Origin of the sequence: Frateuria hangzhouensis (assembly GCF_026410505.1) — a bacterium.
Classification (GTDB): domain Bacteria; phylum Pseudomonadota; class Gammaproteobacteria; order Xanthomonadales; family Rhodanobacteraceae; genus Frateuria_A; species Frateuria_A hangzhouensis.
Genome location: NZ_JAPMIU010000006.1, coordinates 212,581 through 238,058, shown reverse-complemented (window position 1 = coordinate 238,058; position 25,478 = coordinate 212,581). Strand labels below are relative to the sequence as shown.

At 68.7% G+C, this 25,478-nt stretch carries 26 protein-coding genes; 12 read left to right on the top strand and 14 right to left on the bottom strand.

Features of this window, described 5'->3' with window-relative positions; translation table 11 throughout:
- The first annotated feature begins 287 nt into the window (after positions 1-287).
- Positions 288-2,381, top strand: a complete 2,094-nt coding sequence (locus tag OSC30_RS09130; protein ID WP_267171524.1) for a M13 family metallopeptidase — start codon at positions 288-290, stop codon at positions 2,379-2,381.
- A gap of 140 nt (positions 2,382-2,521) precedes the next feature.
- Here the strand turns inward: OSC30_RS09130 and OSC30_RS09125 are convergent, their stop codons facing one another.
- The 5 genes from OSC30_RS09125 to cdd all read right to left on the bottom strand — a co-directional run bounded on the left by OSC30_RS09125 (position 2,522) and on the right by cdd (position 5,623).
- On the bottom strand, positions 2,522-2,872 hold the full coding sequence (locus OSC30_RS09125) for a hypothetical protein (protein WP_267171523.1): 351 nt from the start codon (positions 2,870-2,872) through the stop codon (positions 2,522-2,524).
- Positions 2,873-2,945: 73 nt separating this feature from the next.
- Positions 2,946-3,536: an NUDIX hydrolase gene (locus tag OSC30_RS09120; RefSeq protein WP_267171522.1), complete on the bottom strand. Its 591-nt coding sequence runs from the start codon at positions 3,534-3,536 to the stop codon at positions 2,946-2,948.
- Positions 3,537-3,616: 80 nt separating this feature from the next.
- Positions 3,617-4,522 carry a 5'-3' exonuclease gene (locus tag OSC30_RS09115; protein ID WP_267171521.1) on the bottom strand — a complete coding sequence of 302 codons (906 nt, stop codon included), beginning with the start codon at positions 4,520-4,522 and terminating at the stop codon, positions 3,617-3,619.
- Entirely contained in the window at positions 4,510-5,076 is a 567-nt protein-coding gene (locus OSC30_RS09110; protein WP_267171520.1) for a nitroreductase family protein, read from the bottom strand. Before OSC30_RS09110 ends, OSC30_RS09115 begins: the two co-directional genes overlap by 13 nt.
- A 145-nt stretch (positions 5,077-5,221) precedes the next feature.
- Positions 5,222-5,623 carry a cytidine deaminase gene (gene cdd, locus OSC30_RS09105; RefSeq protein WP_267171519.1) on the bottom strand — a complete coding sequence of 134 codons (402 nt, stop codon included), beginning with the start codon at positions 5,621-5,623 and terminating at the stop codon, positions 5,222-5,224.
- A 155-nt stretch (positions 5,624-5,778) separates the two neighbouring features.
- Here cdd and OSC30_RS09100 point away from each other — a divergent pair, with 155 nt between their 5' ends.
- On the top strand, positions 5,779-6,870 hold the full coding sequence (locus OSC30_RS09100; protein ID WP_267171518.1) for an NAD(P) transhydrogenase subunit alpha: 1,092 nt from the start codon (positions 5,779-5,781) through the stop codon (positions 6,868-6,870).
- A gap of 34 nt (positions 6,871-6,904) precedes the next feature.
- Here the strand turns inward: OSC30_RS09100 and OSC30_RS09095 are convergent, their stop codons facing one another.
- The 7 genes from OSC30_RS09095 to OSC30_RS09065 form a co-directional block, all read right to left on the bottom strand.
- Positions 6,905-7,408, bottom strand: coding sequence for a DUF3106 domain-containing protein (locus OSC30_RS09095; protein WP_267171517.1), 504 nt, complete (start codon positions 7,406-7,408; stop codon positions 6,905-6,907).
- Positions 7,409-7,410: 2 nt separating this feature from the next.
- A complete protein-coding gene (locus OSC30_RS09090) occupies positions 7,411-7,791 on the bottom strand; it encodes a hypothetical protein (RefSeq protein ID WP_267171516.1) in 381 nt (126 codons plus the stop codon).
- Positions 7,788-8,372, bottom strand: coding sequence for an RNA polymerase sigma factor (locus tag OSC30_RS09085; protein WP_267171515.1), 585 nt, complete (start codon positions 8,370-8,372; stop codon positions 7,788-7,790). Before OSC30_RS09085 ends, OSC30_RS09090 begins: the two co-directional genes overlap by 4 nt.
- A gap of 346 nt (positions 8,373-8,718) precedes the next feature.
- Positions 8,719-8,913, bottom strand: a complete 195-nt coding sequence (locus OSC30_RS09080; RefSeq protein WP_267171514.1) for a hypothetical protein — start codon at positions 8,911-8,913, stop codon at positions 8,719-8,721.
- A 276-nt stretch (positions 8,914-9,189) separates the two neighbouring features.
- A complete protein-coding gene (locus OSC30_RS09075) occupies positions 9,190-9,924 on the bottom strand; it encodes a hypothetical protein (RefSeq protein ID WP_267171513.1) in 735 nt (244 codons plus the stop codon).
- Between the two features lie 120 nt (positions 9,925-10,044).
- The gene (locus OSC30_RS09070) at positions 10,045-12,897 is read right to left on the bottom strand and encodes a serine/threonine-protein kinase (protein WP_267171512.1); all 2,853 of its coding nucleotides are present in this window, start codon (positions 12,895-12,897) and stop codon (positions 10,045-10,047) included.
- A gap of 24 nt (positions 12,898-12,921) precedes the next feature.
- Entirely contained in the window at positions 12,922-13,479 is a 558-nt protein-coding gene (locus OSC30_RS09065) for an ECF-type sigma factor (RefSeq protein WP_267171511.1), read from the bottom strand.
- A 147-nt stretch (positions 13,480-13,626) separates the two neighbouring features.
- On the opposite strand from OSC30_RS09065, the gene OSC30_RS09060 reads away from it, so the two are divergent.
- Positions 13,627-13,929 carry an NAD(P) transhydrogenase subunit alpha part 2 gene (locus OSC30_RS09060; RefSeq protein ID WP_267171510.1) on the top strand — a complete coding sequence of 101 codons (303 nt, stop codon included), beginning with the start codon at positions 13,627-13,629 and terminating at the stop codon, positions 13,927-13,929.
- Positions 13,929-15,356: an NAD(P)(+) transhydrogenase (Re/Si-specific) subunit beta gene (locus tag OSC30_RS09055; RefSeq protein WP_267171509.1), complete on the top strand. Its 1,428-nt coding sequence runs from the start codon at positions 13,929-13,931 to the stop codon at positions 15,354-15,356. The genes OSC30_RS09060 and OSC30_RS09055 overlap by 1 nt, the downstream gene beginning before the upstream one ends.
- Positions 15,357-15,411: 55 nt before the next feature.
- Here the strand turns inward: OSC30_RS09055 and OSC30_RS09050 are convergent, their stop codons facing one another.
- Positions 15,412-15,834: a hypothetical protein gene (locus OSC30_RS09050; RefSeq protein ID WP_267171508.1), complete on the bottom strand. Its 423-nt coding sequence runs from the start codon at positions 15,832-15,834 to the stop codon at positions 15,412-15,414.
- Between the two features lie 233 nt (positions 15,835-16,067).
- Between OSC30_RS09050 and sufT the strand changes: the two genes are divergently transcribed.
- Both sufT and OSC30_RS09040 read left to right on the top strand, forming a co-directional pair.
- Positions 16,068-16,625, top strand: coding sequence for a putative Fe-S cluster assembly protein SufT (gene sufT / locus OSC30_RS09045; protein ID WP_267171507.1), 558 nt, complete (start codon positions 16,068-16,070; stop codon positions 16,623-16,625).
- Positions 16,626-17,116: 491 nt separating this feature from the next.
- Positions 17,117-19,264: a M4 family metallopeptidase gene (locus OSC30_RS09040; RefSeq protein WP_267171506.1), complete on the top strand. Its 2,148-nt coding sequence runs from the start codon at positions 17,117-17,119 to the stop codon at positions 19,262-19,264.
- Positions 19,265-19,389: 125 nt separating this feature from the next.
- Here the strand turns inward: OSC30_RS09040 and OSC30_RS09035 are convergent, their stop codons facing one another.
- Positions 19,390-19,878 carry an asparaginase domain-containing protein gene (locus OSC30_RS09035; RefSeq protein WP_267171505.1) on the bottom strand — a complete coding sequence of 163 codons (489 nt, stop codon included), beginning with the start codon at positions 19,876-19,878 and terminating at the stop codon, positions 19,390-19,392.
- Positions 19,879-20,024: 146 nt separating this feature from the next.
- Between OSC30_RS09035 and OSC30_RS09030 the strand changes: the two genes are divergently transcribed.
- From OSC30_RS09030 to OSC30_RS09005, 6 genes are read left to right on the top strand one after another with little or no spacing between them, the layout of a single operon-like run.
- On the top strand, positions 20,025-20,879 hold the full coding sequence (locus OSC30_RS09030; RefSeq protein ID WP_267171504.1) for an STAS domain-containing protein: 855 nt from the start codon (positions 20,025-20,027) through the stop codon (positions 20,877-20,879).
- 4 nt (positions 20,880-20,883) lie between these two features.
- The gene (locus OSC30_RS09025; RefSeq protein WP_267171503.1) at positions 20,884-21,246 is read left to right on the top strand and encodes an STAS domain-containing protein; all 363 of its coding nucleotides are present in this window, start codon (positions 20,884-20,886) and stop codon (positions 21,244-21,246) included.
- On the top strand, positions 21,243-21,647 hold the full coding sequence (locus OSC30_RS09020) for an anti-sigma regulatory factor (RefSeq protein WP_267171502.1): 405 nt from the start codon (positions 21,243-21,245) through the stop codon (positions 21,645-21,647). The genes OSC30_RS09025 and OSC30_RS09020 overlap by 4 nt, the downstream gene beginning before the upstream one ends.
- A complete protein-coding gene (locus OSC30_RS09015; protein WP_267171501.1) occupies positions 21,638-22,654 on the top strand; it encodes an ATP-binding protein in 1,017 nt (338 codons plus the stop codon). The genes OSC30_RS09020 and OSC30_RS09015 overlap by 10 nt, the downstream gene beginning before the upstream one ends.
- Complete coding sequence (locus OSC30_RS09010) at positions 22,647-23,519, top strand: sensor histidine kinase (RefSeq protein WP_425474738.1); 873 nt, start codon at positions 22,647-22,649, stop codon at positions 23,517-23,519. Before OSC30_RS09015 ends, OSC30_RS09010 begins: the two co-directional genes overlap by 8 nt.
- Entirely contained in the window at positions 23,509-25,437 is a 1,929-nt protein-coding gene (locus tag OSC30_RS09005) for a response regulator (RefSeq protein ID WP_267171500.1), read from the top strand. Before OSC30_RS09010 ends, OSC30_RS09005 begins: the two co-directional genes overlap by 11 nt.
- Positions 25,438-25,478: the final 41 nt, after the last annotated feature.

Here is a 25,478-nt window from a genome sequence, read left to right as displayed (position 1 = left end):
CAATGAGGCGGGGGGCCGCTCTACAGACGAGGTCGAAGATTTCGCCTCAAGGAGCCCACGGCCTCCCCGGAAACACACTTGCTTGGTTCGCACCTCTGTGTGTGCGTGAGCAACATACAAGGAGCCCACTTGTGGGCGATGCTCCCGGCTCTGGTGCCCCGCCAAAACATCGCCCACAAGTGGGCCCCTACGAAATCCCGCCGGCTGGATAGCCCACAGGTCATGCACGCACCCTTGCCGGTTCGCCGCTATCGTGGATGCCTGTTTCCAACGGCGGAGCAAATCAAATGCAAGCGATTCGATGGGTGGCTGCCACCGCGCTGCTGTGCGGTTCGGCGGTGAGTGCGGGCGCGTTCGCGGCGGCCGCGGGTCAGGACGAGGCGCCGTCGGGCATCCCGATCGGGCACGCGATCGGCGTGGACCTCGCCGGTATGGACCGCTCGGTGCAGCCGGGCGACGATTTCGACAACTACGCCAACGGCACCTGGCGCAAGAACGCGGTGATCCCGGCCGACCGCGCCAGCACCGGCATCTTTCTGCAGGTGTTCCAGAAAGCCGAGAAGCGCAACGCCCAGATCGTCCGCGACGCCGGCGCCAGCCACCCGGCCGCCGGCAGCAACCAGCGCAAGATCGCCGACTACTACGCCGCTTTCATGAACGAAGGCGCGATCGAAAAGGCCGGCCTCGCGCCGCTCAAGCCGGAGCTCGGCAAGATCGACGCCATCCGCACCCGCACCGACCTCTCGCGCGTGCTGGGCGGCCAGTTGCGCGCCGACGTCGACCCGATCAACGCGACCAACTACCACACCGGGCACCTGTTCGGCCTGTTCGTGGCGCAGGGCCTGGAAGACCCCTCGCACAACATCGCCTACCTGTTGCAGGGTGGCCTGGGGATGCCCAACCGCGATTACTACCTGAAAGACGACGCGGAGATGGCCGGCTTCCGCGACAAGTACAAGGCCTATGTCGCCGCTACCCTGCAGCGCGCCGGCGTAGCCGACGCCCAGGCCAAGGCGGATGCGATCTTCGCCCTCGAAATGAAGATCGCCAAGGCGCAGGCCAGCCTGATCGAGACCGAGGACGTGCACAAGGCGAACAACCCGTGGCCGGCCAGCGCCTATGCGCAGAAGGCGCCGGGCATGGACTGGAACGCCTACTTCGAGGCCGCGGGCCTGGCAGGCCAGCCGGTGATCGACGCCTGGCAGCCGGACGCGATCCGCGGCCTGTCCGCCCTGGTCGCCAGCGAGCCGCTCCAGACCTGGAAGGACTACCTCACTTTCCACACCATCAACGAAGGCGCCGGCCTGCTGCCCAAGGCCTACGCCGACGCCAGCTTCGAGTTCTACGGCCACACCCTGACCGGCACGCCCAAGCAGCGCGACCGCTGGAAGCGGGCGATCGGCGCGGTCAACAACGACCTGGGCGACGCGGTCGGGCAGATCTACGTGGAGAAGTACTTCCCGCCCGCGTCCAAGGCGCAGGTGCAGGACATGGTCAAGAACATCCTGGCCGCCTTCGACGAGCGCGTGGGCCAGCTCGACTGGATGACCGACGCGACCAAGCAGAAGGCCAAGGCCAAGATCGAGTCGCTCAAGGTCGGCGTGGGCTACCCGGAAACCTGGCGCGACTACAGCGCGCTGGTGATCAAGCCGGACGATGCGCTGGGCAACCACCTGCGCGCGGGCGAGCAGGAGTTCCGCCACCAGAAGGCCAAGCTCGGCCAGAGCGTGGACCGCGGCGAGTGGTGGATGACCCCGCAGACGGTCAACGCGGTGAACCTGCCATTGCAGAACGCGCTGAACTTCCCGGCGGCGATCCTGGAAGCGCCGTTCTTCGACCCGAAGGCCGACGCGGCCGCCAACTACGGCTCGATCGGCGCGGTGATCGGCCACGAGATCAGCCACAGCTTCGACAACATGGGCTCGGAGTTCGACGCCCAGGGCCGCCTGGCCAACTGGTGGACGCCGGAGGACCTGGCGCACTTCAAGGCCGCCGGGCAGAAGCTGGTCGAGCAGTACAACGCCTACGAGCCGCTGCCCGGGCTGCACATCAACGGCCAGCAGACGCTGGGCGAGAACATCGCCGACGTCTCCGGCCTCACCGCGGCGTGGATCGCCTACCAGAAATCCCTGGGCGGCAAGCCCGCGCCGGTGCTCCACGGCCTGACCGGCGCGCAGCGATTCTTCCTGGCCTACGCGCAGTCCTGGCGCAGCAAGACCCGCGACGCCGCGTTGCGCCAGCAGATCATCACCGATGGCCACGCACCGGGCCGCTACCGCGCCCAGACCGTGCGCAACATCGACGCGTGGTATCAGGCATTCGACCCCAAGCCCGGGCAGAAGCTGTATCTCGATCCCAAGCAACGCGTGCACATCTGGTAGCGCGCCATCGGACCTTCCTTCTTTCCACGAGGGAAGGTCTCTATCCCGTCTCAGGCCCGTCGCCGTGTAGCGGGTCTGTCACCCAGGCAACAAAAAGGCCCCGATCGGGGCCTTTTTGCAGGGTGCATCCAGTCAATCGGTTACCAGGTGCGGACGGTGGCCACGCCGGCGGTGAAGCTTTGCATGTCGGACTGGTAGCGGAACAGGCGGCCGAGGTCGAAATCGACCGACTGGCCCGGGGCGATGTTGGCGGTACCGGCCGGCCAGCCCTTTTTGCTGACGAGCACCTTGCCGCTGGCGTCCTTGGCCTGGATCGCGATCTGCGCGGCCGCCGGCTCGGCGCAATGGTTGACCAGCTGGCCCTTCAGGCTCAGGCGACCGCCGCTGGCGGCGATCTTGAAGTCCTGCACCGCGAAATCGTTCGGCGAGCAGGCGGCGTGGGCGGCCATCGGGGCCAGCAGGAACAGAGCGGAGGCAAGCAGGATTTTCATGGACGGATTCCGTGGCAATAAGGGTTGTCGATAGGAGGCGACATCCCGGGAATCGGCCGCTGCGGGAAATTCTTTAGCGGGGCCGCTCCGCCCGGGCCCGGGCCGGGCCGGCGTGTTCCAGGAACCACAGCCCCGCGAACAGCTTCGGATCGACCGAATAACCCTCGGCGGCGCGGGCGAACAGCCAGGCGCCGGCGTCGCGGCGGGGCACTTCGTGCACCACGATGTTCTCGCTCTCGTCGCCGCCGCCCGCGCCGACGCGCACCAGTTCGTGGGCGCGCACGAAGGCGATCATTTCCGTGCTCATGCCGGAGGAGGATGGCCCTTCGTGGAGGAACTCCACCCGGTCGCAGCGGTAGCCGGTTTCCTCCTCCAGCTCGCGCGCGGCGGCCAGCAGGGCACTTTCGTCGGGCTGTTCGGCCAAATCGCCTACCAGCCCGGCGGGCATCTCGATGGTGTGCTTGAGGATCGATACGCGGTACTGCTCGACGAACAGCACGCAATCGTCCGGCGTCACCGCCACGATGATCACCGCGCCGCCCGGGTTGTTGCGCTCGGCGTATTCCCACCGTCCGCGCTTGCGCAGGCTCAGCCAGCGGCCCTCGCAGAGGGTTTCCACGGGGGCGTCAGCGTCGGGCGGGAGCGGGGTGTCATGACGATTCATCCGGCCATGGTGCCGTGCGGCGTGGCACCGCTCAACCAGTGACGAGGTTTCCTGCAGGAAGGTAGGCGTCCGGACGGGGCTCAGCCTTCGGCCACCGCCCGCAGCCGGCTGCGGGTCAGCGGGCCGAAGCGCAGTTGCTCGCACAGCGCGTCCAGTTGCCCGCTGCCGGGCTGGCGGCGCAGTGCGTCGGCGGTCGAGGCCACCGGTGCGTCCAGCGCGATGCGGGTGAGGCGCCGGTACAGCAGCGCCAGCCCGGCGTGTTGGCGCAGCCGCGCGGCACAGGTGGCGGCGCCGCGGATGCGCAGGAACGCCACCTCGTCGATCCGCTCGAGCAAAACGTCCAGGCTGCCAAAATGCGCCAGCAGCGCGGCGGCCGTTTTGGCGCCGATGCCCGGGATGCCGGGGATGTTGTCCACCGCGTCGCCGCACAACGCCAGGTAGTCGGCCACCTGGTGCGGGTGCACGCCGAGTTTCTCGTGCACGCCGGCCGGCCCCCAGCGCACGTTGCGGGCGAAGTCCCACTGCTCGTCGCGCTCGCCCAGCAACTGGCCGAAGTCCTTGTCGGCCGAGACGATCACGCTGTCCAGGCCATGCCCGCGCAAGCTCCACAGCGCGCTGCCGATCAGGTCGTCGGCCTCGTAGCTGTGGTCGATCATCACGTTTACGCCCACCGCTTCGGTGATCGCGCGGCAAGCCACGAACTGGCGCTCCAGCGCCGGCGGCGGCAGCTCGCGGTTGGCCTTGTAGGCCGGGTAGATGGCATTGCGGAAGGAACTGGTGAGCGAAGCGTCGAACGCCACCGCGACATGCTCGGCGCCGGTCTTTTCCAGCAGTTCGCACAGGAACCGGGTGAAGCCGTGCACCGCGTTGACCGGATGGCCGTCGGCGTCGTGGAACTGGTCCGGCATGGAATGCCAGGCGCGGAAGACGTACAGGCTGCCGTCGACCAGGTGGACGGCGCGGGGGCTGGCGGTCACGGCGCCCATGTGGAAAACACATCCTCCACGGCCGGGCGCTCGCGGTCGGGTACCTCGATCTGCGGCGTGCCGACATGGACGAAGCCGATCACCCGTTCGTTGCCGGCCAGCCGCAGCAGCGAGGCGACATCCGCGTCATAGGCGGCCCAGCCGGTCAGCCACTGCGCGCCGTAGCCCATCGCGTGCGCGCCCAGCAGCAGGTTGTAGGCCACGCAGCCGGCGGCGACCTCCTGCTCGATCGGCGGCACCTTGCTGCCTGCGGTCACGCGCGCGACCACGACCAGCACCAGCGGCGCGAAGGCATAGCGGGTGCGCTCCTTCTCGCGCTTGGATTCGGACAGCGCCGGGTTGCGCGCCGCAATGGCGGCCAAGCGGTCGCCGAAGTCCTGTTTGGCCTCGCCGCGCAGTTCGATCAGCCGGAACGGCACCAGCTTGCCGTGGTCGGGCACGCGCACCGCGGCCGCCAGCAGAGCGTGCAGCCCGGCGCCCTCCGGCGCCGGCTCGCCGAGCTGGCGCGAAGGGATGGAGTGGCGTTGCATCAGCAAATCGAGCGCAGGGGACATGGCGGGGCAGGCTGCAGGCGGGCCCTCCATGATACCCGCCCGCCACCTTGCCCCTGTAGGGGTCCACTTGTGGACGATGCCCCTTTACTGGTGCACCAGAGCAAAGGCATCGCCCACAAGTGGGCTCCTACAAGGGCGCGGAGCGTCAGGGCAGGCGAAACGCACCGGGCAGCAGGGCGCCGACGGTGGTTTGCTCGAGGTCGTCCGCGAGATTGCCCAGCAGCACCGGCATCTCCGGGTCGCACAGCTCCGCCATCACCTGGCGGCAGGCGCCGCAGGGGCTGACCGGTCCGGGCGTGTCGGCGATCACCGCCAGCTGGGCGAAATCGCCCGGTCGGCAGCCGGCGGCCATGGCGCTGAACAGCGCCGTGCGTTCGGCGCAGTTGCACAGGCCGTAGGCGGCGTTTTCCACGTTGCAGCCGGTGAACGTGCGGCCGTCGCGGGTAAGCACCGCGGCGCCGACCTGGAATGTCGAGTAGGGCGCGTACGCCATTTCGCGCGCCTGGCGGGCCGCGAGCATGAGCGGGTCGACGATGGGAAGGGGCATCGGTGTGGACACTCGGGATCTCCCTTGCAAAGACCCCGTGCGCGCCGTCGCGGCGCTGCCGGTGGGCCAGTCTACTGCGATCGGCACAGCCGCGGTCAAGCAGGCGCGGTCCGCCTGTTGGGCTAGGATGGTGCGCCTGTCCGCGAGGGAACCGTATGACGATGACCGTGAGCGCATTGCGCGAGGTGGCCGCCGGCGAGCGGCGGGTGGCGATCACGCCGGAGGTGGCGCGCAAGCTGCACGACAAGGGCGTGCGGGTGCTGCTGGAGCACGGCGCGGGCGCGGCGGCGGGATTTCCCGATGCGAGCTACGCCGAGGCCGGGTTCGCCGATGCGTCGCAGGTGCTTGCGCAGGCCGACCTGCTCGCCTGCGTGCTGCCGCCGGCGGATGCGGCATTCGGGCAGATGCGCGAAGGCGCCCTCGTGGTCGGGCAGTTGCGGCCACACGATGCGTCCGCGCGCATCGCGGCGCTGGGCGAGCGCCGGCTCACCGCCTTCGCGCTGGAACTGCTGCCGCGCACCACCCGCGCGCAGGCCATGGACGTACTGAGCTCGCAGGCCGCCGTGGCGGGCTACCGCGCCATGCTGATCGCCGCCGGGGCCTGCCCCAAGTTCTTTCCCATGCTGACCACCGCCGCCGGCACGCTGCGGCCCTCGCGCGTGCTGGTGATCGGCGCCGGCGTGGCCGGGCTGCAGGCGATCGCCACCGCGCGGCGGCTGGGCGCGCAGACCGAAGGCTACGACGTGCGGCCGGAAACGCGCGAGCAGATCGAATCGCTGGGCGCGAAGTTCCTCGACCTAGGCGTGAGTGCCGCCGGCAGCGGCGGTTATGCGCGCGAACTGTCCGACGACGAGCGGGCCGCCCAGCAGCGGGCGCTCGCCGAACACCTGAAGGTGGTCGACGTAATCGTCACCACCGCGGCGGTACCGGGTCGCCCGGCGCCGAAGATCCTGACAGCGGCGATGATCGAGGGCATGAAGCCCGGCGCGCTGATCGTCGACGTGGCGGCCGAGGGCGGCGGCAACAGCGAGCTGACCCGACCGGGTGAGCGCGTGGAGCATGGGGGCGTGACGATCCTGGGGCCGCTCAACCTGCCCGCGGGCGCGCCGCTGCACGCCTCGGAGATGTACGCGCGCAACGTGTACCACTTCGTCGAGTTGCTGTTGCGTGACGGCACGCTCGCGCCGGACTTTGAGGACGAGCTGGTCGCCAAAACCTGTCTCACCCGCGAGGGCGAGCCGCGCTGATCCGCTTGGCGAAGGCTCCTGCAGGTTTCCCGCGTCAGTGGGTGCCGGCGGGGGCGGGCCGGTCGAGCCCCTGCAGCCGCTGTTCGATCGTCTGCGAGCGCCACTCGCGCAGCAGCCGTTCGCGCTGGTCCGGCGGCATGTGCTGGAAGCGTTCGTAGGCCTGATGCAGGCGCTGGCGCTCGTCCGGGGGCAGGCGGTGGAACTTGTGCATGTTCGCCCGCGCCCGCGCCCGCTCCTGCGGCGTCATCTGTTGCCAGCGGGCGATGCGCTGGCGGATTTCCTCGCGCCGGTCCGGCGGCAGGGTGACCCAGCGCGCGGCGCGCCGGAGCATATGCGCCTGCTTGCGTGGCGACAGGTTGTTCCACTCGCCGCGCAGGGGCGCGAGCACCTCCTGCTGGGCCGGATCCAGGCTTTCCCAGGGTCGGGGCGCGGACGATGCGGCGGCATCGCCGGGCGGGGGCGGCGGCGCGTGCTGCGCGTGCAGCGGCGCCAGGCCGGCCAGGGCGAACAGCAGCGGTAGCAGGGCGAAGCGGGTCATGTTCAGTGGCGTGCCTTGGCGCTGTCGTTGGCGGCCAGCCAACCGTAGAAATCGAGGTTCTGGTAAAGCTGCGGATCGGCGCTGTCGGCGTCCGGCGGCAGGTCGGCATCCGCGTCGGCCGTGGCCGGCATGGCGTGCGAAGGAGCGTGGTCGGCCTGGCGCAGCGGTTGCCAGATCATCAGCGTGGCCAGCGCGAGCACGGCGAAGGCACCGGCTGGCAGCAGCAGGCGCGGAGCCAGCCGTGACGGCGCCGGCCGTGCGGCGGCGAGCGCTTCGCGGCGCGCGGCGCGCAGGCGCGCGGCAGCGGCCGGATCGAGCTGGCGGCTGGCGTCCAGATACAGCGCGCGGGCGCGGCGGGCGAGCTTGTCGGGATCGGGCGTCATCGCCAGTCCTCCAGTTGGTCGCGCAGATGATGCATGGCGCGCGACAGATGGGTTTTCACGCTGCCTTCGGAGCAGCCCATGGCCTGGGCGGTCTGCGCCACGTCCAGGCCTTCGAGCATGCGCAGCAGGAAGGCTTCGCGCTGGCGTTTCGGCAGGCGTTGCACCGCGGCGGACAGGTCGGTCCACGACTGGCTGTCGTGCAGCCGCTGCAGTGGCCCGGGCCCGTGGTCGGGTGGCTCCCAGGCCGGCAGGTCATCGCCGTCCTCGTCGCGCCCGCCGAGCCAGCCGACTACGATCGAGCGCACCTTGCGGCGGCGCTGCAGATCCACGATGCGACGGCGCAGGATGCCCCAGAACAGCGGCGTCCATTCCTGCGCGGGCTTGTCGCGATAGTGCTTGACCAACCGCAGCATGGCGTCCTGCACGGCGTCGAGCGCATCCTCGCGATGACCCAGTTGCAGCTCGGCGAGGCGGAAGGCACGGCGTTCCACGTCGGCCAGGAAGGCATCCATGGAGGCCGGCACGGCGCGCGCGTCCGTCGCCAGCAGATCGCTGTCGAGGGTGCCAGCAAGGCTGTTCATGGCGTCGGAATCCGCGTCATCGGCGGGCTGCCCCGGTTCCTGTTCGGTCGGATGCTTCAACGCGGCAGGCTCGCGCGGGTTGACGCGCAGCGCGCGCCGGGAAGGCGCGCGACATGGGTACGGAGGGTGGTGGCATCGCGTGCGTTCATGTTCGTGCCCTGGGCCGCCGCCGCATGATCGCGCGGGACGGGGGCGCATGTACATGCCGTGGGAGCCCGGTTCGAACTCCGTTCACGGGGGCATCCGCCGGCGGGATGGGACGGCTTGGGGGTCGGTGCGAGCTAGTGGCCGCCCAACGCGTGTGGGCGGCGCAACTGGCATCGCCCGGAGTGCGATCCCGCGGCGATCAATGGCTGCCGTAGTCGTCGTGGTCCTTCATCTTGCCGGGCTTGCCCCCTTGCAAATGTGGCGCCGGCGCTTCCTGGCCGGTACCCAGCTCGCCGCTGAAGACGCCCGCCATGATGGCGTTGGCGGTCGCCTGCGCGTCCTCCTCGCTGGCGTTGGGGTTCTGCACGGCAAACTGGATGGCCTGTGCCGCCACGCCGGTGGCGTTCCGGACGGCGCTGGATGGTTTCGCCCGACCGTTCGCGTGGACCGCCTTTGCCTCCTGCGCAGGGCGGTTGCTATGGGGGCTCTTGCTCTGGGCGTGAGCCGCAGTGGTCAGGCAGGCCATGCCAAGCAGGGGGAAAACAAGTTTCCGCGCGAGGTTTCATCGGGTGTTCCTCCGGTTGGTCGGGATGGGCGGCATGGACGGCGGCAGGCTGGCGGACCGGTACTGGGGCCTACGCAAACGCCTGGCCGAACCGACATCGCCCGCTCACATCAGCAGGCCAGCCAGTTGCGGCCACCACGGCGTACGCGCGATCACCAGCGAAGCCGGCATCGCCAGGATCGCCGGCAGTCCGCCGTAGACGAAGGCCGGGTGCAGGCGCCGGTTCACCGCGGCATCGCGCAGAGCGCATCCCAGGATGATCAGGCTGCCCACGCCCATCACCAGCGGCAGCCCGCCGGCACGCACCAGATCCAGCGGGATGCGCGCTATGGCTGGCGGCAACAGGCTCAGCAGGGCCAGCAGCATCAGCCGGCGGTGCGCCTGCGGCCGCTTGCGCAGCCACAGGCCGGTGCCGGCCAGTGCGCTGAACAACACGATGTTGCACAGCGGGACGATCAGGAACTGTTGCGGCGTGACGCCCGGGATCAGCGGTCGCCCCGCACGCATCGCCTGCACCGCCATCACCAGGCCCAACCCCAGCATCAGCGGCACCAGCAGCATGCCCAGCACACCCAGCCGGCGGTGCATCGCAACGTTGTTTCGCCGCACCAGCCATGCCTGCGTGGCGAACAGCACCACCCACAGGCTCATCACCACGCCGTGCACGATGGCCAGCCGCGTCAACGGTGGCCCGGCAATCCATGGACGCAGGAAAAAAGTCCGGGCAAAGCCGGCCACGACCAGCGCCGCGACGAGGCCGACGATCCACAGGGTGAGCGGGCGGGATCGACGCCGCCGTTGCGGCCGGGTGCCCAGCGGGCGTGCGGTTGAAATATCCATCGAAAGCTCCCGGGACGCGGTTGCCTGCGATACCGGACCGGTATCGCGGTGAGTGCCTCGTTACCGGTACATACGCAATCGGGCGCGCCAAACGACACGCGAGGGCCGGCGTCGCGGAACTCAGCGCGATGCCAGTCGCCGGCGCAGCAGATTCGCCTGGGGTGAGGCGCTCAGCAGCGGCTCGATGGCGGCGCGCAGCGATCGGGCCTGCGCGCTGCGGTGCTGCATGTCCAGGGCGCGGACCAGCGCGACGCGCACTTCCAGCATGCGCGGATCGGTGGCCGGCAGGCGCGTGTCGCGCAAGCCCAGCGCGCGGCGCAACGCCGTCTCCGCCTCGCCACCGTGTCCGAGCGCCAGTTCGCTGCGGCCGAGCGTGAACAGCGCGGGCGCGATCTGCCAGTTGTCCTGTGGCAACACGTGGCTGCCGATGGAAAGGGCCAACGCAGCCTGCGCGTGCGCCCGCGGTGCGTCACCGGCATCGAGCAGCGCCGCGGCGAGCCGGGCGTGGACGCCCATGACGTCCGGCGACGGACTGCCGCGCAGGCTGGCCACGGCTTGCCTGGCCTGGCGCACGGCATCCTCGCGCCGGCCACGCAGGCGCAGGATATCGGCCAGCAGCGCCCGGTGCCGCGCCATCGGCTGGCGTGGCGACGCGGGAGAGGCCAGGTCGACCCCGATCGCCCGGCGGCTTGCATCTTCGGCCTCGGCGTAGCGTCCCTGCAGCTCGTGCACGGTCGCCAGCCCGGCGAGCGCGTCTGCCATGCCGGCGGATTGGCCGCCTTCGGGCACGTTCCGCCAGGCCTCGATGGCCTGGCGGTAGCTGGCTTCCGCTTCGGACAGTTGGCCGAGTCCCCGATGGAGGTCGCCCAGCAACTGCCAGCTCGTGGCGTAGTGGTCCGGGCGATCGCGCTGCATCCGGCGGGCTTCGTCGCGCAGAGCGAGCGCGCCCGGCAGCGATGGCGCCAACCGCCCCTGCCTGGCTGCCACATCCAGCAACTGCCCGCGCACGATGCTGCTGCGCACGTTGTCCGGGCCCCAGAGCTGGCTGGTGACCTGGAGGCAGTCGGCGAAAGTTTCCTGCGCGCCGGCGTAATCACCGCGATGGGTGCGGACGATGCCCTGGAACTCCAGCGCCAGGCCCAGGTAGGAAAAATAGGTGCCGTTGAGGCTGCGGGCAGTCGCGACCGCTTCGTCCAGCGCAGCCTCGGCCTCGTCGTAGCGCGCCATCAGGTCGAGCGCGTGTCCCAGCAGGATCAGGTCATGCACCACCGGCTGGCTTCGGTCGCCGCGGCGGGCGCGGTCGTCGGCCAGCAGCTTGCGCACCGCCGCTTCCGCATGCGCCGCGCCGGCGTGGTCGATCCGCAGCGCGACCACCATATGGCGGGCGTTGTCGGCCAGTTCGCTGTCCGGCCCATCGCTTTGCCGCGCCAGCGCATAGGCGCGTTCGGCGTGGCGATAGGCGTTCCGGGAATCGTTGCGGTCCTGTTCCACGCGGGCCAGCCGGGTCAGCGTGCGCGCCTCCACCGCCTCCGGCACGCCACCGCCGGAAGCCATGGCGGCGGCCGCCTTCAGCGCGCGCTCGGCGGCGACGTTGTCGGCAAGGTTCCAGTACAGGCCGCCGATCAGCGTGGTCAGGTCGGCGCGCACCGCGACCGGCACGTCGGTGGCCGCGGCGAGCCGTTGCTGGCTGTGCTGCAGCAGTTCGCGCATGCCCACCGCTTCGCCCTTGTTCGCCGCCGGATCGATCTGCGCGAAGGTGTTGTCGAGGAATCGGCGCACCGCTTCGGCCCGGTGCATCTGCTGGCGGGCGGCGCGCGCCTGGTAGACGCTGTAGGCCGTGGCGCACGAGAGGGTCAGTGCGATCGCGATGGCGGCGCCGACGGCCACGCGGTTGCGCGCCGTGAACCGGCGCAGCCGGTACCACCGGTTGCCGCCGCGGATGCTGATCGCCCGGCCGTCCAGCCAGCGCTGCAGGTCGCCGGCCAGTGCCTCGGCCGAGGCGTAGCGGTGGGCCGGCTCGCTGGCCATCGCGGTCATCACGATGCGGTCCAGGTCGCCGCGCAGCAGGCGACGGCGCGCGGTGCCGCCGCGGACGATGGCGGCACTGGGCGGGCGGATCGGTTCGTCGTGCCCGGCGCGTCGGGCCCTGGCGCCGGTGAGCAGTTCGTACGCCAGAGCGCCCAGCGCGTAGACGTCGATGGCGGTCGTCGCCGGGGCACCAGCCAGCAGTTCGGGCGCGGCGTAGTCGGGCGTCAGCAGGCGCGCGACGGTGGCGGCGCGCGCGGCCTGGCCATCCTCGGCCAGCACAGTGGCGACGCCGAAGTCGAGCAGACGGGGACGGCCGTCGCCCGCCACCAGCACGTTGGACGGTTTGATGTCGCCGTGCACCACCAGGTGGCGGTGCGCGAACTGCACCGCTTCGCACAACCGCAGCAGCAATTGCACGGTCGCGCGCGGATCGAGTGCGCGTTCGCGCACCCGGTCGGCAATCGGCGTGCCCTCGACGTATTCCATCGCCAGGTAGGGGCAGCCGGCGTCGTCGACGCCGCCGTCGATCAGGCGCGCGATGCCGGGGTGTTCCAGTTGCGCCAGGATCTGCCGCTCGCGGTGGAAACGCTGCAGCAGGCCTGGGGTGGGCCAGGCCACCTGCTTGATCGCGGCGCGCTGGACGAAGCCGGCGTCGTCGCGCTCGGCCAGCCAGACCTCGCCCATGCCGCCGGCGCCGAGCCGGCGCAGCACGCGCCAGACACCGAAGCGCTCCGGCACGATGTCTTCACCCGCCATCACGCCGGCGATCAGGTCGGGGCCGTGTTCGAGCACGCCTTCGGCGCGCGCGTCGGCCAGCAGCAATCGGCGGACCTGGTCGCGCAGGGAAAGGTCGCTGCCGCAGGCCGCCGCCAGCCACGCATCGCGTTGCCCGGGTGGCTGGGCCAGCGCCTGCTCGAACAGGGCATCGATGCGTGCGTGATCCATGCCGTTTTCCCGTTTCAACGGCTTTCAGGGATACAAGGCCGCGTACAGCTCGGCGCGGGCGCGCCGCCAGTCGCGGTTGAGCGTGCGCTCGCTCACCTCCTGCATGGCGGCGATGTCGGCCAGCTCCAGGCCGGCGAAGAAGCGCATCTCGATAAGCGCCACCAGGCGCGGCTGCTGGCTTTCCAGCTCGGTCAGCGCGCGGTCCAGCTGCAGCAACTGGTCGGGGGCCATGTCGCCGGCGGCCACTTCGGCGGCGGCATCGAGCGCCACCGCAGCCACGCCGCCGCCGCGCTTTCCGGCTGCGTGGGCGCGTGCGTGATCGACCACGATCTGGCGCATCGCCTTGGCGGCCAGCGCGAAAAAATGCTTGCGGCTGTGCAGGTCCAGCCCTTGCGGGGAGGCCAGCTTCAGGTAGGCATCGTGCACCAGGCCGGTGGTGTCGACGGTCGGCGAATGCGCGCTGTGCAACTGCCGGCGGGCGACGCGCTTGAGTTCGCCGTAGACCCGTGCGAACAACAGGTCGAGCGCGACGACTTCGCCGCGGCCGATTGCCTGGACCAGTTCCGTGGTGTCCTGGCGCATCGCATCCCTCCGCAGGGTTGCCACCGCCGCAGCGGTGCGTCCGGAGTATATCGCCGCGACGCCGGGCCATGGCTCGCGCCGCGCGGAGCGCGACCGTATGATGCGGTGGCGGCCGCTCGACGGGGCGCGCGGACAGGGGAAGGGGTCATGCTCGACGGTTTCCTGGCGCTGTATGTCTTCATGCTCGCGGCCTTCACCGGTTACGAGATCATCGCGCGGGTGCCGGTGATCCTGCATACGCCGCTGATGTCCGGTTCGAACTTCATCCACGGGATCGTGCTGGTCGGCGCCATGATTGCGCTGGGACACGCGCAAACGCCGCTGGAGATCGGCATCGGCTTTCTCGGCGTGCTGCTGGGCGCCGGCAACGCCGCCGGCGGTTACGTGGTGACCGAGCGCATGCTGGAGATGTTCAAGTCCAGCCGCCCGGGCGGCCGGGAGTCGCGCTGATGGGCTGGCTGCCGGGGGCGATCAAGGCCTGCTACTTCATTGCCGCGCTGCTGTTCATCCTGGGGCTCAAGCGCATGAGTTCGCCGCGCAGCGCGCGCGGCGGCATCGTGTGGGCGGGAGCGGGCATGCTGCTGGCGGTGCTGGCGACGTTCGCACTGCCGGACCTGCACAACCGCGGCCTGATCCTGGTGGCGCTGCTGATCGGCACGGCGGCGGCCTGGTGGTCGGGCCGGCGCGTGGCGATGACCGCGATGCCGCAGATGGTGGCGCTGTACAACGGCATGGGTGGTGGCGCCGCGGCGGCGATCGGTGCGGCCGAACTGGTCGGCTTCGCGGGTGCGGCGGTGACCCTGCTCGATGGCGGGCGGTTCAGCGCCGACGGCCAGGCGCCCGGCGCGGCGCAGCTCGCCTTGGCGGTGCTGGGCGCGCTGATCGGCGCGGTGAGCTTTTCCGGCTCGCTGGTCGCCTTTGCCAAGCTGCAGGGCTGGCTGGATCGGCGCTTCACCTTCCCCGGCCAGCGGCTGGTGAACCTGCTGGTGCTGGCGTTGGCGGTCGTGCTGGGCGCGTTGATGGTCGGCGGCCTGCTGACGCCGCCGCTGATCGCCGGCTTCTTCGCGCTGGCGCTGCTGTTCGGCCTGATGATGACGCTGCCGATCGGCGGCGCCGACATGCCGGTGGTGATCTCGCTGTACAACGCCTTCACCGGCCTGGCGGTGGCATTCGAGGGTTTCGTGCTGGGCAACGAGTCGATGATCATCGCCGGTACCGTGGTCGGCGCGGCCGGCACCTTGCTCACCCAGCTGATGGCGCGGGCGATGAACCGATCGCTGGGCAACGTGCTGTTCGGCAGCTTCGGCGCCGCGGCGGGCGCGGCGCAGGCGATCGACGGCGCGCAGAAGCCGATCGAGGCGGCGGACGCGGCGGTGATGATGGCCTACGCCGAGCGCGTGGTGATCGTGCCCGGTTACGGCATGGCGGTGGCGCAGGCGCAGCACAAGGTGTGGGAGTTCGCGCGGTTGCTGATCGAACGCGGGGTGAAGGTGAAGTTCGCCATCCACCCGGTGGCCGGCCGCATGCCCGGCCACATGAACGTGCTGCTGGCCGAGGCGGGCGTGCCGTACGACCTCATCGCCGACATGGACGAGATCAATCCCGAGTTCCCCAGCACCGACGTGGCGTTGGTGATCGGTGCCAATGACGTAGTCAACCCGCTGGCCAAGACCGACCCGGCCTCGCCGATCTACGGCATGCCGATCCTGGACGTGGCGGCGGCGCGGAATGTCATCGTGGTCAAGCGTGGCAAGGGCACCGGGTTTGCCGGCATCGAGAACGCACTGTTCTACGCCGACAACGCGCGCATGCTTTATGGCGATGGGCAGGCAATGGCCGCCGAACTGGTGGCGGCGCTCAAGGGCCTGGATGCGTAGTGGGCTTCAGCCCACCACCCTCTCGCGGAAGAGCCCTGGTGGGCTGAAGCCCACCCTACGGCGTTTTTCGCGGCGGGCGGCTGGCGACCCAGGCGGCCAGCAGCGCGCCGGCCAGCGTGAAGCCGATATCGACCGGCTGCAGCGCCAGCCTTGCCAGTGACAGCAGCATGGCCAGGCCGGCCTCGCGCAAGGCGTCGAGCAGGCCGATGCCCATGGAGCCGGCGATGCGCGCGGCGGCGGTAAGCATCTCCACGTAGATCGCGGCCAGCACGGTCGCACCCGCGGCCATCGCGGCAGCCACGCGCCCCGCCGGGCGCACCCAACTGCGCACCGCCAGCGCAAGCAGCCAGCCGACGAGCAGTGCCAGCACAGGCAACGGCCGGCGCAGAGCCATCGTGGGAACCATCCATACCGCGCCGGCGGCAAGGCCGAGCATGGCCGCGCTGAAGGCGGCGAACAACACGGGAATCAGGCGCACGGGCGGCGGTTACCTGGACAGTGGCGATCGGGGCGCATGCGTTTCCTGCGAGGTCAAAGCAAACAGACATGATAACCGCGCAGGCGCCCGGGCCGGACGCATGCGCGCGTCGCCTCCTTGATATCGGCCGCGCGCGCCTGATCTTGATCAGCGGGTGATGCCGCCGGCGCGGCATAATAGGCGCTTCCCGCGACACCCCTCGCGGCCCCCGATAGTGATTTGGCAGGATCGGCATGAGTGGTTTCAGTCTGAGCAGCGAACCCTTCACCCTGGAGCGTGACTGCGTGGCAGTGATGGTGCCGCAGGGCGAGAGCGTGACGCTCCCGGCCGGGCAGATCGGCTACATCACGCAGGCCCTGGGTGGCAGTTTCACCGTGTACGTCGAAGGCAACCTGTTCCGCATCGCCGGCCACGACGCCGACGCGCTGGGCAAGGAGCCGCCGCCGCCGATCGAGCTGGCCGCCGATGCCAGCGACCACGACGTGGAGAAACTGGTCTGGGAGCAGCTGCGTACCGTGTTCGATCCGGAGATCCCGATCAACGTGGTGGAACTGGGACTGGTCTATGACGTCGCGATCGACCCGGCCGGCGACGGCGCGCGCAAGGTCTACGTCAAGATGACTCTCACCGCGCCCGGTTGCGGCATGGGCGACATCCTGGTCGACGACGTGCGCACCAAGCTCGAACTGATCCCTACCGTTGCCGACGCGGACGTCGACCTGGTGTTCGACCCGCCCTGGAACCACTCGATGATGTCCGACGCGGCCAAGCTGGAGACCGGAATGCTGTAGGGGCGAGTCCGGTCGCCTGATCGTTCAGGCGCGGTTTCTCTTCACCTCGCGGGCGCGTGCGAAGCGCCGTAGAGCCCGGCAATGCCGGGCTTTTTCGTATGCGCTGCCGGGACGATCAACGTGACCCACGGCGCCGCCGTGACGCGCTCTTCGCAGGCCGCTAACACCAGCGGTCACAGTTCCCGATCATAGGAAAAATTCACCCTTGACCCTCTTGCGCGGCGCTCCGTAATGTCGACGAATCCGTTGGCGGGGAGGTTGACGGATGGTCCTGCAGTGGCGCCAGGGGGTTTCGGCGCCGCCCTCGCATGATGAGCCCGCGTACTGCCCTCTCAAGGAGGAAAAGGGGGAGAAGCAGCGCGCATCGGGATGCAGCCAGGACCGTTGGCAAAGCACAGGCGCCGTGCCCGGCACGGCCAATTCACGCATGGGGCCCACCCGGCCGCATCAGGGTCGTTCGCCCCGAATTTCACTCTTATGGAGTACCTGAAATGCCAAGCAATATCCGTCTGAAGCTTCTGGTTGCCGCCATCGGCATGGCTTGCGCCTCGACCGCCATGGCCGCGAACAGCGAGCACGTGCACGTGCAGAACCTGGGCGCGGTGCCGGCCGGCAGCCTCGCAGCCCGCCTGAACCTGGGCGCCAACATGTCGTTGGCCGCACGCAGCACCGCACACCTGCACAACGGCAGGCAGGTGGTGCGCCAGCAGCAGATGTATCGCGGCGTGCCGGTGTACGGCCGCAGCGTTGCGGTGGTGGAGGACGCGCAAGGCAACGTGTTGCGCGCCACCGGCGAAGTGATGAAGCTGCCGGCCAACCTGGCCGCACCGGTGTCGGTGACGCCGCGCCTGAGCGGCGCCCAGGCGATCGCCAAGCTGAAGGCACATGTGCACACCGCGCTGCTGGCCGGCGCCAGCATCCACAACCAGAAGGCCGACCTGTTCGTCTATCCGCAGGAAAACGGCTCGCCGCGCCTGGTGTACCGCACCTCCTACGTCGTCCTGGGCAACCATGCCAGCCGCCCCACCGCGATCATCGATGCCCACACCGGTGAAGTGATCAAGAGCTGGGAAGGCCTGACCGACGCGACCGCCACCGGCCCGGGCGGCAACCAGAAGACCGGCAAGTACTACTACGGCACCGACTACGCCGCACTGCAGGTGACTCAGTCCGGCAGCACCTGCCAGCTGAAGAACACCGACGTGGTGACTTACAACCTCAACCACGGCAGTGGCGGCGGCTCGATCGTCACCTTCACCTGCCCCAACAGCGACACCGATCCCACCAACGGCGCCTACTCGCCAGTCAACGACGCGCACCATTTCGGCGGCGTGGTCCATGACATGTATGTCGCCTACACCGGCGCGCAGCCGCTGAACATGCAGCTGCGCATGAACGTGCACTACCTCAGCAACTACGAGAACGCGTTCTGGGACGGCACCGCCATGTACTTCGGCGACGGCGCCAGCACGTTCTACCCGCTGGTCTCGCTGGATGTGACCAGCCACGAGATCAGCCACGGCTACACCGAGCAGAACTCCGGCCTGGAATACAGCGGCCAGTCCGGCGGCATGAACGAGGCCTATTCGGACATCGCCGGCGAAGCGGCCGAGTTCTACGACCGCGGCGCCGCCGACTTCCTGGTCGGCGCGGACATCTTCAAGGGCAGCGGCGCGCTGCGCTACATGTGCAACCCGCCGCAGGACGGCGGCTCGATCGACAACGCGTCCGACTACTACAACGGCCTGGACGTGCACTACTCCTCGGGCGTGTACAACAAGGCGTTCTGCCTGCTGGCCAAGACCAGCGGCTGGGACGTCAAAAAGGCCTTCCAGGTGTTTCAGCTGGCCAACAAGTCCTACTGGAACGCCAGCACCGACTTCGATGATGGCGCCTGTGGCGTGGAGTCGGCGGCCGACGACCTGGGCTACAACAAGAGCAACGTGGTCGCGGCCTTCACCGGCGTCGGCGTGACCTGCCCGGGCAGCGGTGGCGGCGGCGGTGGCGGCACCACCGCGCTGCAGAACGGCGTGCCGGTCAGCGGCGTGTCCGGTTCCTCGGGTGCCGACAACGACTTCAGCATTGCCGTGCCGGCCGGTGCCACCAACCTGGTGATGTCGATCTCCGGCGGCAGCGGCGATGCCGACCTGTACACCCGGTTCGGCTCGGCCCCGACCACCAGCAGCTACGACTGCCGCCCGTACAAGAGCGGCAACAGCGAGAGCTGCTCGGTCGCCTCGCCGCAGGCGGGCACCTACTACATCAAGGTGCACGGTTACTCGTCGTACTCCAATGTCACCGTGAAGGCGTCCTACACCACGGGCGGCGGTGGCGGTGGCGGCAGCACCGACTCGGTGGACCTGCCGACCGTGACCACTGGCAACTGGTCGACCACCTACAGCGAGACGGTGCAGGCCGGTCACCAGGTGACCTTTGCGATCTCCGGCGGTAGCGGTGACGCGGACCTGTACGTGCGGGCCGGCGCTGCGCCGACCACCAGCGCCTACAGCTGCCGTCCGTACAAGACCGGCAACAACGAGAGCTGCACCTTCACCCCGTCGACGACCACCACCTATTACATCAAGGTGCGTGCGTACCAGACGTTCTCAGGCGTGACGTTGACCGAAGACATGAACTGAGGTCGGCCTCGGGACCGTGCCTGGCAACCGGTACGGTCTGCTGGAAGCTCCAAAAAAGAACCCCGGCTTCGGCCGGGGTTCCTTGTTTGGGTCGACCGCAGTGTTCCGGCGTCGTGGGGCGCGGGTCAGCCGGTTTCCTCGAAGCGGTTTTCCGCCCGGTTCTTGCGAACCCTGGACGGATCCCACACGCGGCCGTTCATGGTGATGTAGACGCCGTCGGGCAGCGTCTGCACGGCGGCGACCGCACAGCCGATGTTGAACACCGCATCGGAGCCCTGGAAGCGCGCCGGGTTCAGCGCGCCGGTCAGCACGATCACCTTGCCCGGAATGGAGGCCAGTTCGCGCGCGGTTTCCACCATGGTGTCGGTGCCGTGCGTCACCAGCACGTGCCGGTGCGGCTGCGCCTCGATGGTCGAGCGGACCAGCGTGCGGTCCTCCGCGCCCATGTGCAGGCTGTCCTTGCGCAGGATCGGGATCACGTCGAAGGCGAACGCCACCCCGAGCTGGCCGAGGATGTCGCCGATCTGCGGCGCGCCGATCTTGTAGTCCGACTTGTCGTCGAAATAGATCTTGTCGATGGTGCCGCCGGTGGTGACGATCGTCAGGTGCTGCATGGGCCGGGCCGCGCTTGGGGAGAACGTCCATTTTAGCCGTAGTCCGAGAACTGCGCCGCCCCCTTTTCGAGCGGCCGCCCGGCTATTCCACAGGGCATGTTTCCGGCGTATGGTGACCGGTCACTTCTCGCGCGGGAAAACCGGACATGGCCGAGTTGCAGCAACGTACGCTTGATGCATTGCAAAAGAACGAGGGCTGGCTGTTGCAGGCATGGAACGTCGACCTGGCAGGCAGTGGCGCCGACCAGGATCGGCGGATGAGCGCCGAGGAGCTGGGTCAGCAGACTGCCGATTTCCTCCAGCTGCTGGTGAAGGGGGTCCGCCAGGGCGGCGGCGCCGGCATCACTGACGAGGCTTGGGCCGCTGCGCGCGGCTTCCTGGAGAAGCTCTCGCGAAGCCGCGCGCTGCAGGGGTTCGAATCCCAGCACACGGCCAATTTCATCTTTTCGCTCAAGCGGCCACTGTTTACGCTTCTGCAGCGAGACCTGAGCGACGATCCGCGATTGCTCGCGGAGCAGCTATGGGCGATCTCCGAGATCCTGGACATGCTCGGGCTCTTCACGGTGGCGAGTTTCCAGAAGTCGCGCGAGGAAGTGATCCGGCGGCAACAGGAAGAACTGCTGGAGCTTTCGACCCCGGTAGTCAAGCTGTGGGACGGCGTGCTCGCCCTGCCGATGATCGGTACGCTCGACTCGCAGCGAACCCAGGTGGTGATGGAATCGCTGCTGGAACGCATCGTGGAGACCGGTTCCGAGATCGCCATCATCGACATTACCGGCGTTCCCACGGTCGACACGCTGGTTGCCCAGCATCTGTTGAAGACGGTCACGGCGATCCGCCTGATGGGCGCCGATTGCATCATCAGCGGCGTGCGTCCTCAGATCGCACAAACGATCGTCCACCTTGGGCTGGACCTGCAGGGTATCGTTACCAAGGCCAATCTTGCCGATGCCCTGGCACTGGCACTGAAGCGTACCGGCCTGAGCGTGGTGAAGGCCTGACCCCATGGAACGCATCCCGATCCTGCGCATGGGCGAGTTCCTGCTCGTGACGATCCAAGTGGACATGCACGACCAGCTCGCACTCACTCTGCAGGAAGACCTGGGCGAACGGATCAGTGCGACGTCCGCCCGCGGTGTCCTGATTGACATCTCGGCGCTGGATATCGTCGATTCGTTCACCGGCCGGATGATAGGAACCATTTCGGCGCAGTCGCGCATCATGGATGCGCACACGGTGCTGGTGGGCATGCAGCCGGAGGTGGCCATAACCCTGGTGGAGCTCGGCCTGACCCTGCCCGGCGTGAGTACGGCGCTGGATGTCGAGCGCGGCATGAAGCTGTTGAGTGCACGAGTGGCGAATGCATGAGCGTACGCAATCAGGGCATCGTGCCGATCCGCGTGGAACAGGACGTGGTGCTGGCCCGCCAGGCAGTGCGCAAACTGGCCCAGGAGTGCGGTCTGCGGCTTGTCGACCAGACCAAGCTGATCACCGCGGCGAGCGAATTGGCCCGCAACGCCGTCATCTACGGTGGTGGCGGCGACATGGATTGGCAGATCCTCGATGAAGAAGGGCGCAGCGGCCTGCGATTGACTTTTCGGGATGAAGGGCCGGGCATAGGCGATATACGCCAGGCGATGACCGACGGGTGGAGTTCGGGCACCGGGCTGGGACTCGGCCTGAGTGGCGCCAAGCGCCTGGTCAGCGAGTTCGAGCTGGACAGCGCGCCGGGCAAGGGCACCCGCGTCAGCATCGCTCGATGGACGTAAGCCTCACCGGCGCGCTCACCAAGGTACTGTTGCTGGATGATGCCAGCCAGGTCGGGCACGCACGGCGTACGGCACAGCAATGGGCGCAGCAGATCGGCTTCGATGAAACCGACGCCGGTCGCGCAGCACTAGTGGCGACCGAGCTTGCCAGCAACGTGCTCAAGCATGCCGGCCGCGGCGTCTTGCACCAGCGCACCGTGGCCGGACGCCGGGCGCAAGGGCTGGAGATTCTCGCCATCGACCGCGGCCCGGGCTTTGACCTTTCCCACTGCATGGTCGATGGCTATTCGAGCCGGGGCACCCAGGGCATCGGCCTGGGAGCACTGGCGCGCCAGGCGCAGGTGTTCGACGCCTACGCCGATCACCGTGGTTCGATCGTGCTGGCGCGGCTTTACCCGCGCCTGGATGCCCGCGGGCAGGACTACCGTTTCGGTATCAGCCACCATGCGATCCACGGCGAGGCCGTGTGCGGTGATGCCTGGCGCCTGGCGGTCGATGGACAACGCCTGAGCGCGCTGGTGATCGACGGACTGGGGCATGGTCCGCAGGCGGCCCTGGCAGCCGACGCCGGGGCGCAGGCCTTCGCTGCGTCCCCTTTCGAGGCACCCGAACGCCTGCTCGAAACGGCACACCAGCAGATGGCTGGCAGCCGCGGCGGCGCCCTGGCCGTCGCCCGTTTCGACGGACAGGATGTGCTCCAGTTCCTGGGTATCGGCAATATCTCCGCGAGTCTGGTCAGGGCCGAAGGATCCCGCGGCCTGGCTTCGCACCCGGGCATCGTTGGCGGTCAGTACCGCAAGGCGCAGGTCTTCGAGTACCCGGGGGCGGCGGGCCAGTTGCTGGTGATGCACAGTGACGGACTTCAATCACGCTGGCGTCTGGGCGATTATCCCGGGCTGTGGAACCGCCATCCGGCGGTCGTGGCGGCGCTGCTGCACCGGGATTTCTGCCGCGGTCGGGACGACACGACCGTGTTGGTCATTGCATTGGAGGCCCAACGTGGCTGAGTTCCCCTCCATCAACGGTGACGACGCTGCCGAGCTTGCGCGGTTGCGCGCGGACGCGGCCGCGCTGCGCGCCGAACTGGACGAGACCAACCAGGGGGTGCTGGCGCTGTACGCCGAGCTGGACACCCAGGCCGAGGAACTGCGCCAGGTCTCGGATCTCAAGAGCCGTTTCCTTTCCTACATGAGCCATGAGTTCCGCACGCCGCTGGGCGCGATCCTGAGCATCGTGCGCCTGCTTGGCGACGAGCTGGACGGGCCACTCAACGAGGAGCAGCACAAGCAGGTGCGATTCGTGCAGTCCGCGGCAAGCGAATTGAGCTCGATGGTGGATGACCTGCTGGACCTGGCCAAGGTCGAGGCGGGGCGCATCACCATCGCGCCTGCATGGTTCGACATGGTCGACCTGTTCGCCGCGTTGCGCGGCATGTTCCGCCCGATCGCGGGTAGTTCGGCGGTCGACCTGGTGTTCGAGGAGCCGAAGGATATTCCCAGGCTTTACACCGACGACAAGAAACTGGCGCAGATATTGCGCAACTTCATCTCCAATGCGCTGAAGTTCACCTTGCAGGGCGAGGTCCGGGTCAGCGCCCGGGTGGAAAGTGAGTCCGAGGTACGGTTCTCGGTCAGGGACAGCGGCATCGGCATTCCCGAGGAGATGCACGCCAAGCTCTTCGAGGACTTCGCGCAGGTCCATTCCCCGCTACAGCAGCGCTTGCGCGGGACGGGGCTGGGGTTGGCTCTGTGCAAGCGCTTCGGCCATCTGCTGGGCGGGCGGGTCGGGCTGGAAAGCAGTCCCGGGCAGGGCTCGGTGTTCTACGTGATCATTCCAGCTGTCCTGCCAGGGGAGCCCGCCGATGGCGCATGAGATCCGATTGCTGGTGGTCGACGACAACATCGCCACCCGCTATGCCGTCAAGCGCACGCTGGAACACCGCGGCTGCTTCGTGCTCGAGGCGGGTACCGGTACCGAAGGGCTGGCCCTGTTGCGGGAGTATGCGCTCGATGCGCTGATCCTGGACGTCAACCTGCCCGATGCCAACGGCTTCGACATCGTCCGGCAACTGCGCCAGGAGCCGGAAACGGTCACGCTTCCGATCGTGCATGTATCGGCAACGTCCACCGCGACGGGCGACCTGGTCACCGGACTCAACGCAGGAGCCGATGCGTACCTGACCCATCCGGTCGACCCCGACGTTCTGCTGGCTACCTTGCGTACCCTGCTGCGCGTGCGCGATACCGAGCGCGAGTTGCATGATGCCGAGGCGCGCTTCCGCGAGATATTCGCCCACGTGGCTGCACCGATCGCGGTGATCGACGCCGCGCTCGACCTTCACGAGAGCAACGCCGCGTTTGCCCGCCTGTTGCCGGGAACCGGTCGTCTGGCCGAGTGCCTGGCCGGCGGGCAACAGCAGGCGCTCGAGGAGCTGCGCTCGAAGCTCCTTGCGGGGGAGCGCTGGCAAGGCTCCTTGTCCTTGCATGCCGGCACCGGGCGGCGCGAAACCGTGTGGCGCGTGGTGCCCTATCGCACGCCGGGCTTGGGTCTGCTGTTCGTGGAGGACGTCACCGACCAGCGCGAGCGCGAGCGCCGGCAGCAGGAGAAGCTGTCCGACGCCACCGCCAGGCTCGCTCGCGAGAGAGAAGAGCACGCGCACACCGAGGCGCAATTGCGCCAGGCACAGAAGATGGATGCGCTCGGCCGCCTCACCGGCGGTATCGCACACGATTTCAACAATCTCCTGACCGGCATCATCACCGGCATCGAACTGATCAACCGCCGCGTGGAAGAAGGCCGCCTCGACATCCAGCGCTTTTCCGGCATCGCGCTCGAGTCGGCGCAACGTGCGGCTGCGCTCACCCACCGCCTGCTCGCCTTCGCCCGCCAGCAGCCGCTGGATGCGCGGCCGGTCGACGTCAATGAGAGCATCCGGTCGCTCGGGGAACTGCTCACACGCACCATGGGCGAGCGGATCGCGCTGCAATTCAACCTCGCCAACGGTCCGATGATCGCGCGCATCGATGCCAGCCAGCTCGAGAATGCAGTGCTCAATCTGGTCATCAACGCGCGCGATGCGATCAATGGCGACGGTTCGGTGTGCGTGAGCACCGCCAGAGTGCAGGCCGCGGGCAGCACCGGACTGGCCGATGGCGACTACATCGCATTGGCCGTGAGCGACAACGGTTGCGGCATCCCCTCTGAAGTGCTGGAGCGGGTGTTCGAGCCGTTCTTCACCACCAAGCCGACCGGCAAGGGCACTGGGCTCGGCCTGTCGATGATCTACGGTTTCGCGCGGCAGTCGGGCGGCGACGTGCGGATCACGAGCATCGAAGGCGAGGGTACGGAAGTGACCCTGCTGGTACCGGCCGACCGGGGCGACGCCCCGGCGGCGATTGAACTGCCTCGGTCGCTGGAACAGGGACGCGGGGAACACGTGCTGCTGGTCGAGGATATGCCGGCGGTTCGACTGCTGGTCAGCGACCTGCTTGCCGAGGCGGGCTACCGTTGTACCCGCGCGGCCGATATCGAGTCCGCCCTGCGCGCCCTGCGCAGCGATGAACCCATCGACCTGCTCATCACCGACGTCGGCTTGCCTGGCATGAATGGGCGCGACCTGGCCGAAATGGCCCGTGGCTGGCGTCCCGACCTGCCGGTTCTGTTCGTTACCGGGTATGCGGAGAACGCGGTGGCACGCGAGGAATTCCTCGACGAGGGCATGGACATGCTGGCCAAGCCGTTCGAGATCGATCGCCTGCTGGGCAAGGTGCGGTCGATGCTCGGTCGCTGAAGCCGCCTTCGCCTTCGCCCTCGCTTGCGGTCACGTGGCAG

Coding starts and splice junctions, on each gene's coding strand:
- OSC30_RS09095 (WP_267171517.1), bottom strand. CDS start 7,408: ATGACCCGCTTCGCCCTGCTACCGCTGCTGTTCGCCCTGGCCGGCCTG.
- OSC30_RS09075 (WP_267171513.1), bottom strand. CDS start 9,924: ATGGATATTTCAACCGCACGCCCGCTGGGCACCCGGCCGCAACGGCGG.
- OSC30_RS09055 (WP_267171509.1), top strand. CDS start 13,929: ATGGGCTGGCTGCCGGGGGCGATCAAGGCCTGCTACTTCATTGCCGCG.
- OSC30_RS09030 (WP_267171504.1), top strand. CDS start 20,025: ATGGCCGAGTTGCAGCAACGTACGCTTGATGCATTGCAAAAGAACGAG.
- OSC30_RS09090 (WP_267171516.1), bottom strand. CDS start 7,791: ATGACGCCCGATCCCGACAAGCTCGCCCGCCGCGCCCGCGCGCTGTAT.
- OSC30_RS09035 (WP_267171505.1), bottom strand. CDS start 19,878: ATGCAGCACCTGACGATCGTCACCACCGGCGGCACCATCGACAAGATC.
- cdd (WP_267171519.1), bottom strand. CDS start 5,623: ATGCCCCTTCCCATCGTCGACCCGCTCATGCTCGCGGCCCGCCAGGCG.
- OSC30_RS09060 (WP_267171510.1), top strand. CDS start 13,627: ATGCTCGACGGTTTCCTGGCGCTGTATGTCTTCATGCTCGCGGCCTTC.
- OSC30_RS09120 (WP_267171522.1), bottom strand. CDS start 3,536: ATGAATCGTCATGACACCCCGCTCCCGCCCGACGCTGACGCCCCCGTG.
- OSC30_RS09085 (WP_267171515.1), bottom strand. CDS start 8,372: ATGAACAGCCTTGCTGGCACCCTCGACAGCGATCTGCTGGCGACGGAC.
- OSC30_RS09130 (WP_267171524.1), top strand. CDS start 288: ATGCAAGCGATTCGATGGGTGGCTGCCACCGCGCTGCTGTGCGGTTCG.
- OSC30_RS09015 (WP_267171501.1), top strand. CDS start 21,638: ATGGACGTAAGCCTCACCGGCGCGCTCACCAAGGTACTGTTGCTGGAT.
- OSC30_RS09070 (WP_267171512.1), bottom strand. CDS start 12,897: ATGGATCACGCACGCATCGATGCCCTGTTCGAGCAGGCGCTGGCCCAG.
- OSC30_RS09025 (WP_267171503.1), top strand. CDS start 20,884: ATGGAACGCATCCCGATCCTGCGCATGGGCGAGTTCCTGCTCGTGACG.
- OSC30_RS09110 (WP_267171520.1), bottom strand. CDS start 5,076: ATGTCCCCTGCGCTCGATTTGCTGATGCAACGCCACTCCATCCCTTCG.
- OSC30_RS09020 (WP_267171502.1), top strand. CDS start 21,243: ATGAGCGTACGCAATCAGGGCATCGTGCCGATCCGCGTGGAACAGGAC.
- OSC30_RS09100 (WP_267171518.1), top strand. CDS start 5,779: ATGACGATGACCGTGAGCGCATTGCGCGAGGTGGCCGCCGGCGAGCGG.
- OSC30_RS09065 (WP_267171511.1), bottom strand. CDS start 13,479: ATGCGCCAGGACACCACGGAACTGGTCCAGGCAATCGGCCGCGGCGAA.
- OSC30_RS09115 (WP_267171521.1), bottom strand. CDS start 4,522: ATGGGCGCCGTGACCGCCAGCCCCCGCGCCGTCCACCTGGTCGACGGC.
- OSC30_RS09040 (WP_267171506.1), top strand. CDS start 17,117: ATGCCAAGCAATATCCGTCTGAAGCTTCTGGTTGCCGCCATCGGCATG.
- OSC30_RS09125 (WP_267171523.1), bottom strand. CDS start 2,872: ATGAAAATCCTGCTTGCCTCCGCTCTGTTCCTGCTGGCCCCGATGGCC.
- OSC30_RS09005 (WP_267171500.1), top strand. CDS start 23,509: ATGGCGCATGAGATCCGATTGCTGGTGGTCGACGACAACATCGCCACC.
- sufT (WP_267171507.1), top strand. CDS start 16,068: ATGAGTGGTTTCAGTCTGAGCAGCGAACCCTTCACCCTGGAGCGTGAC.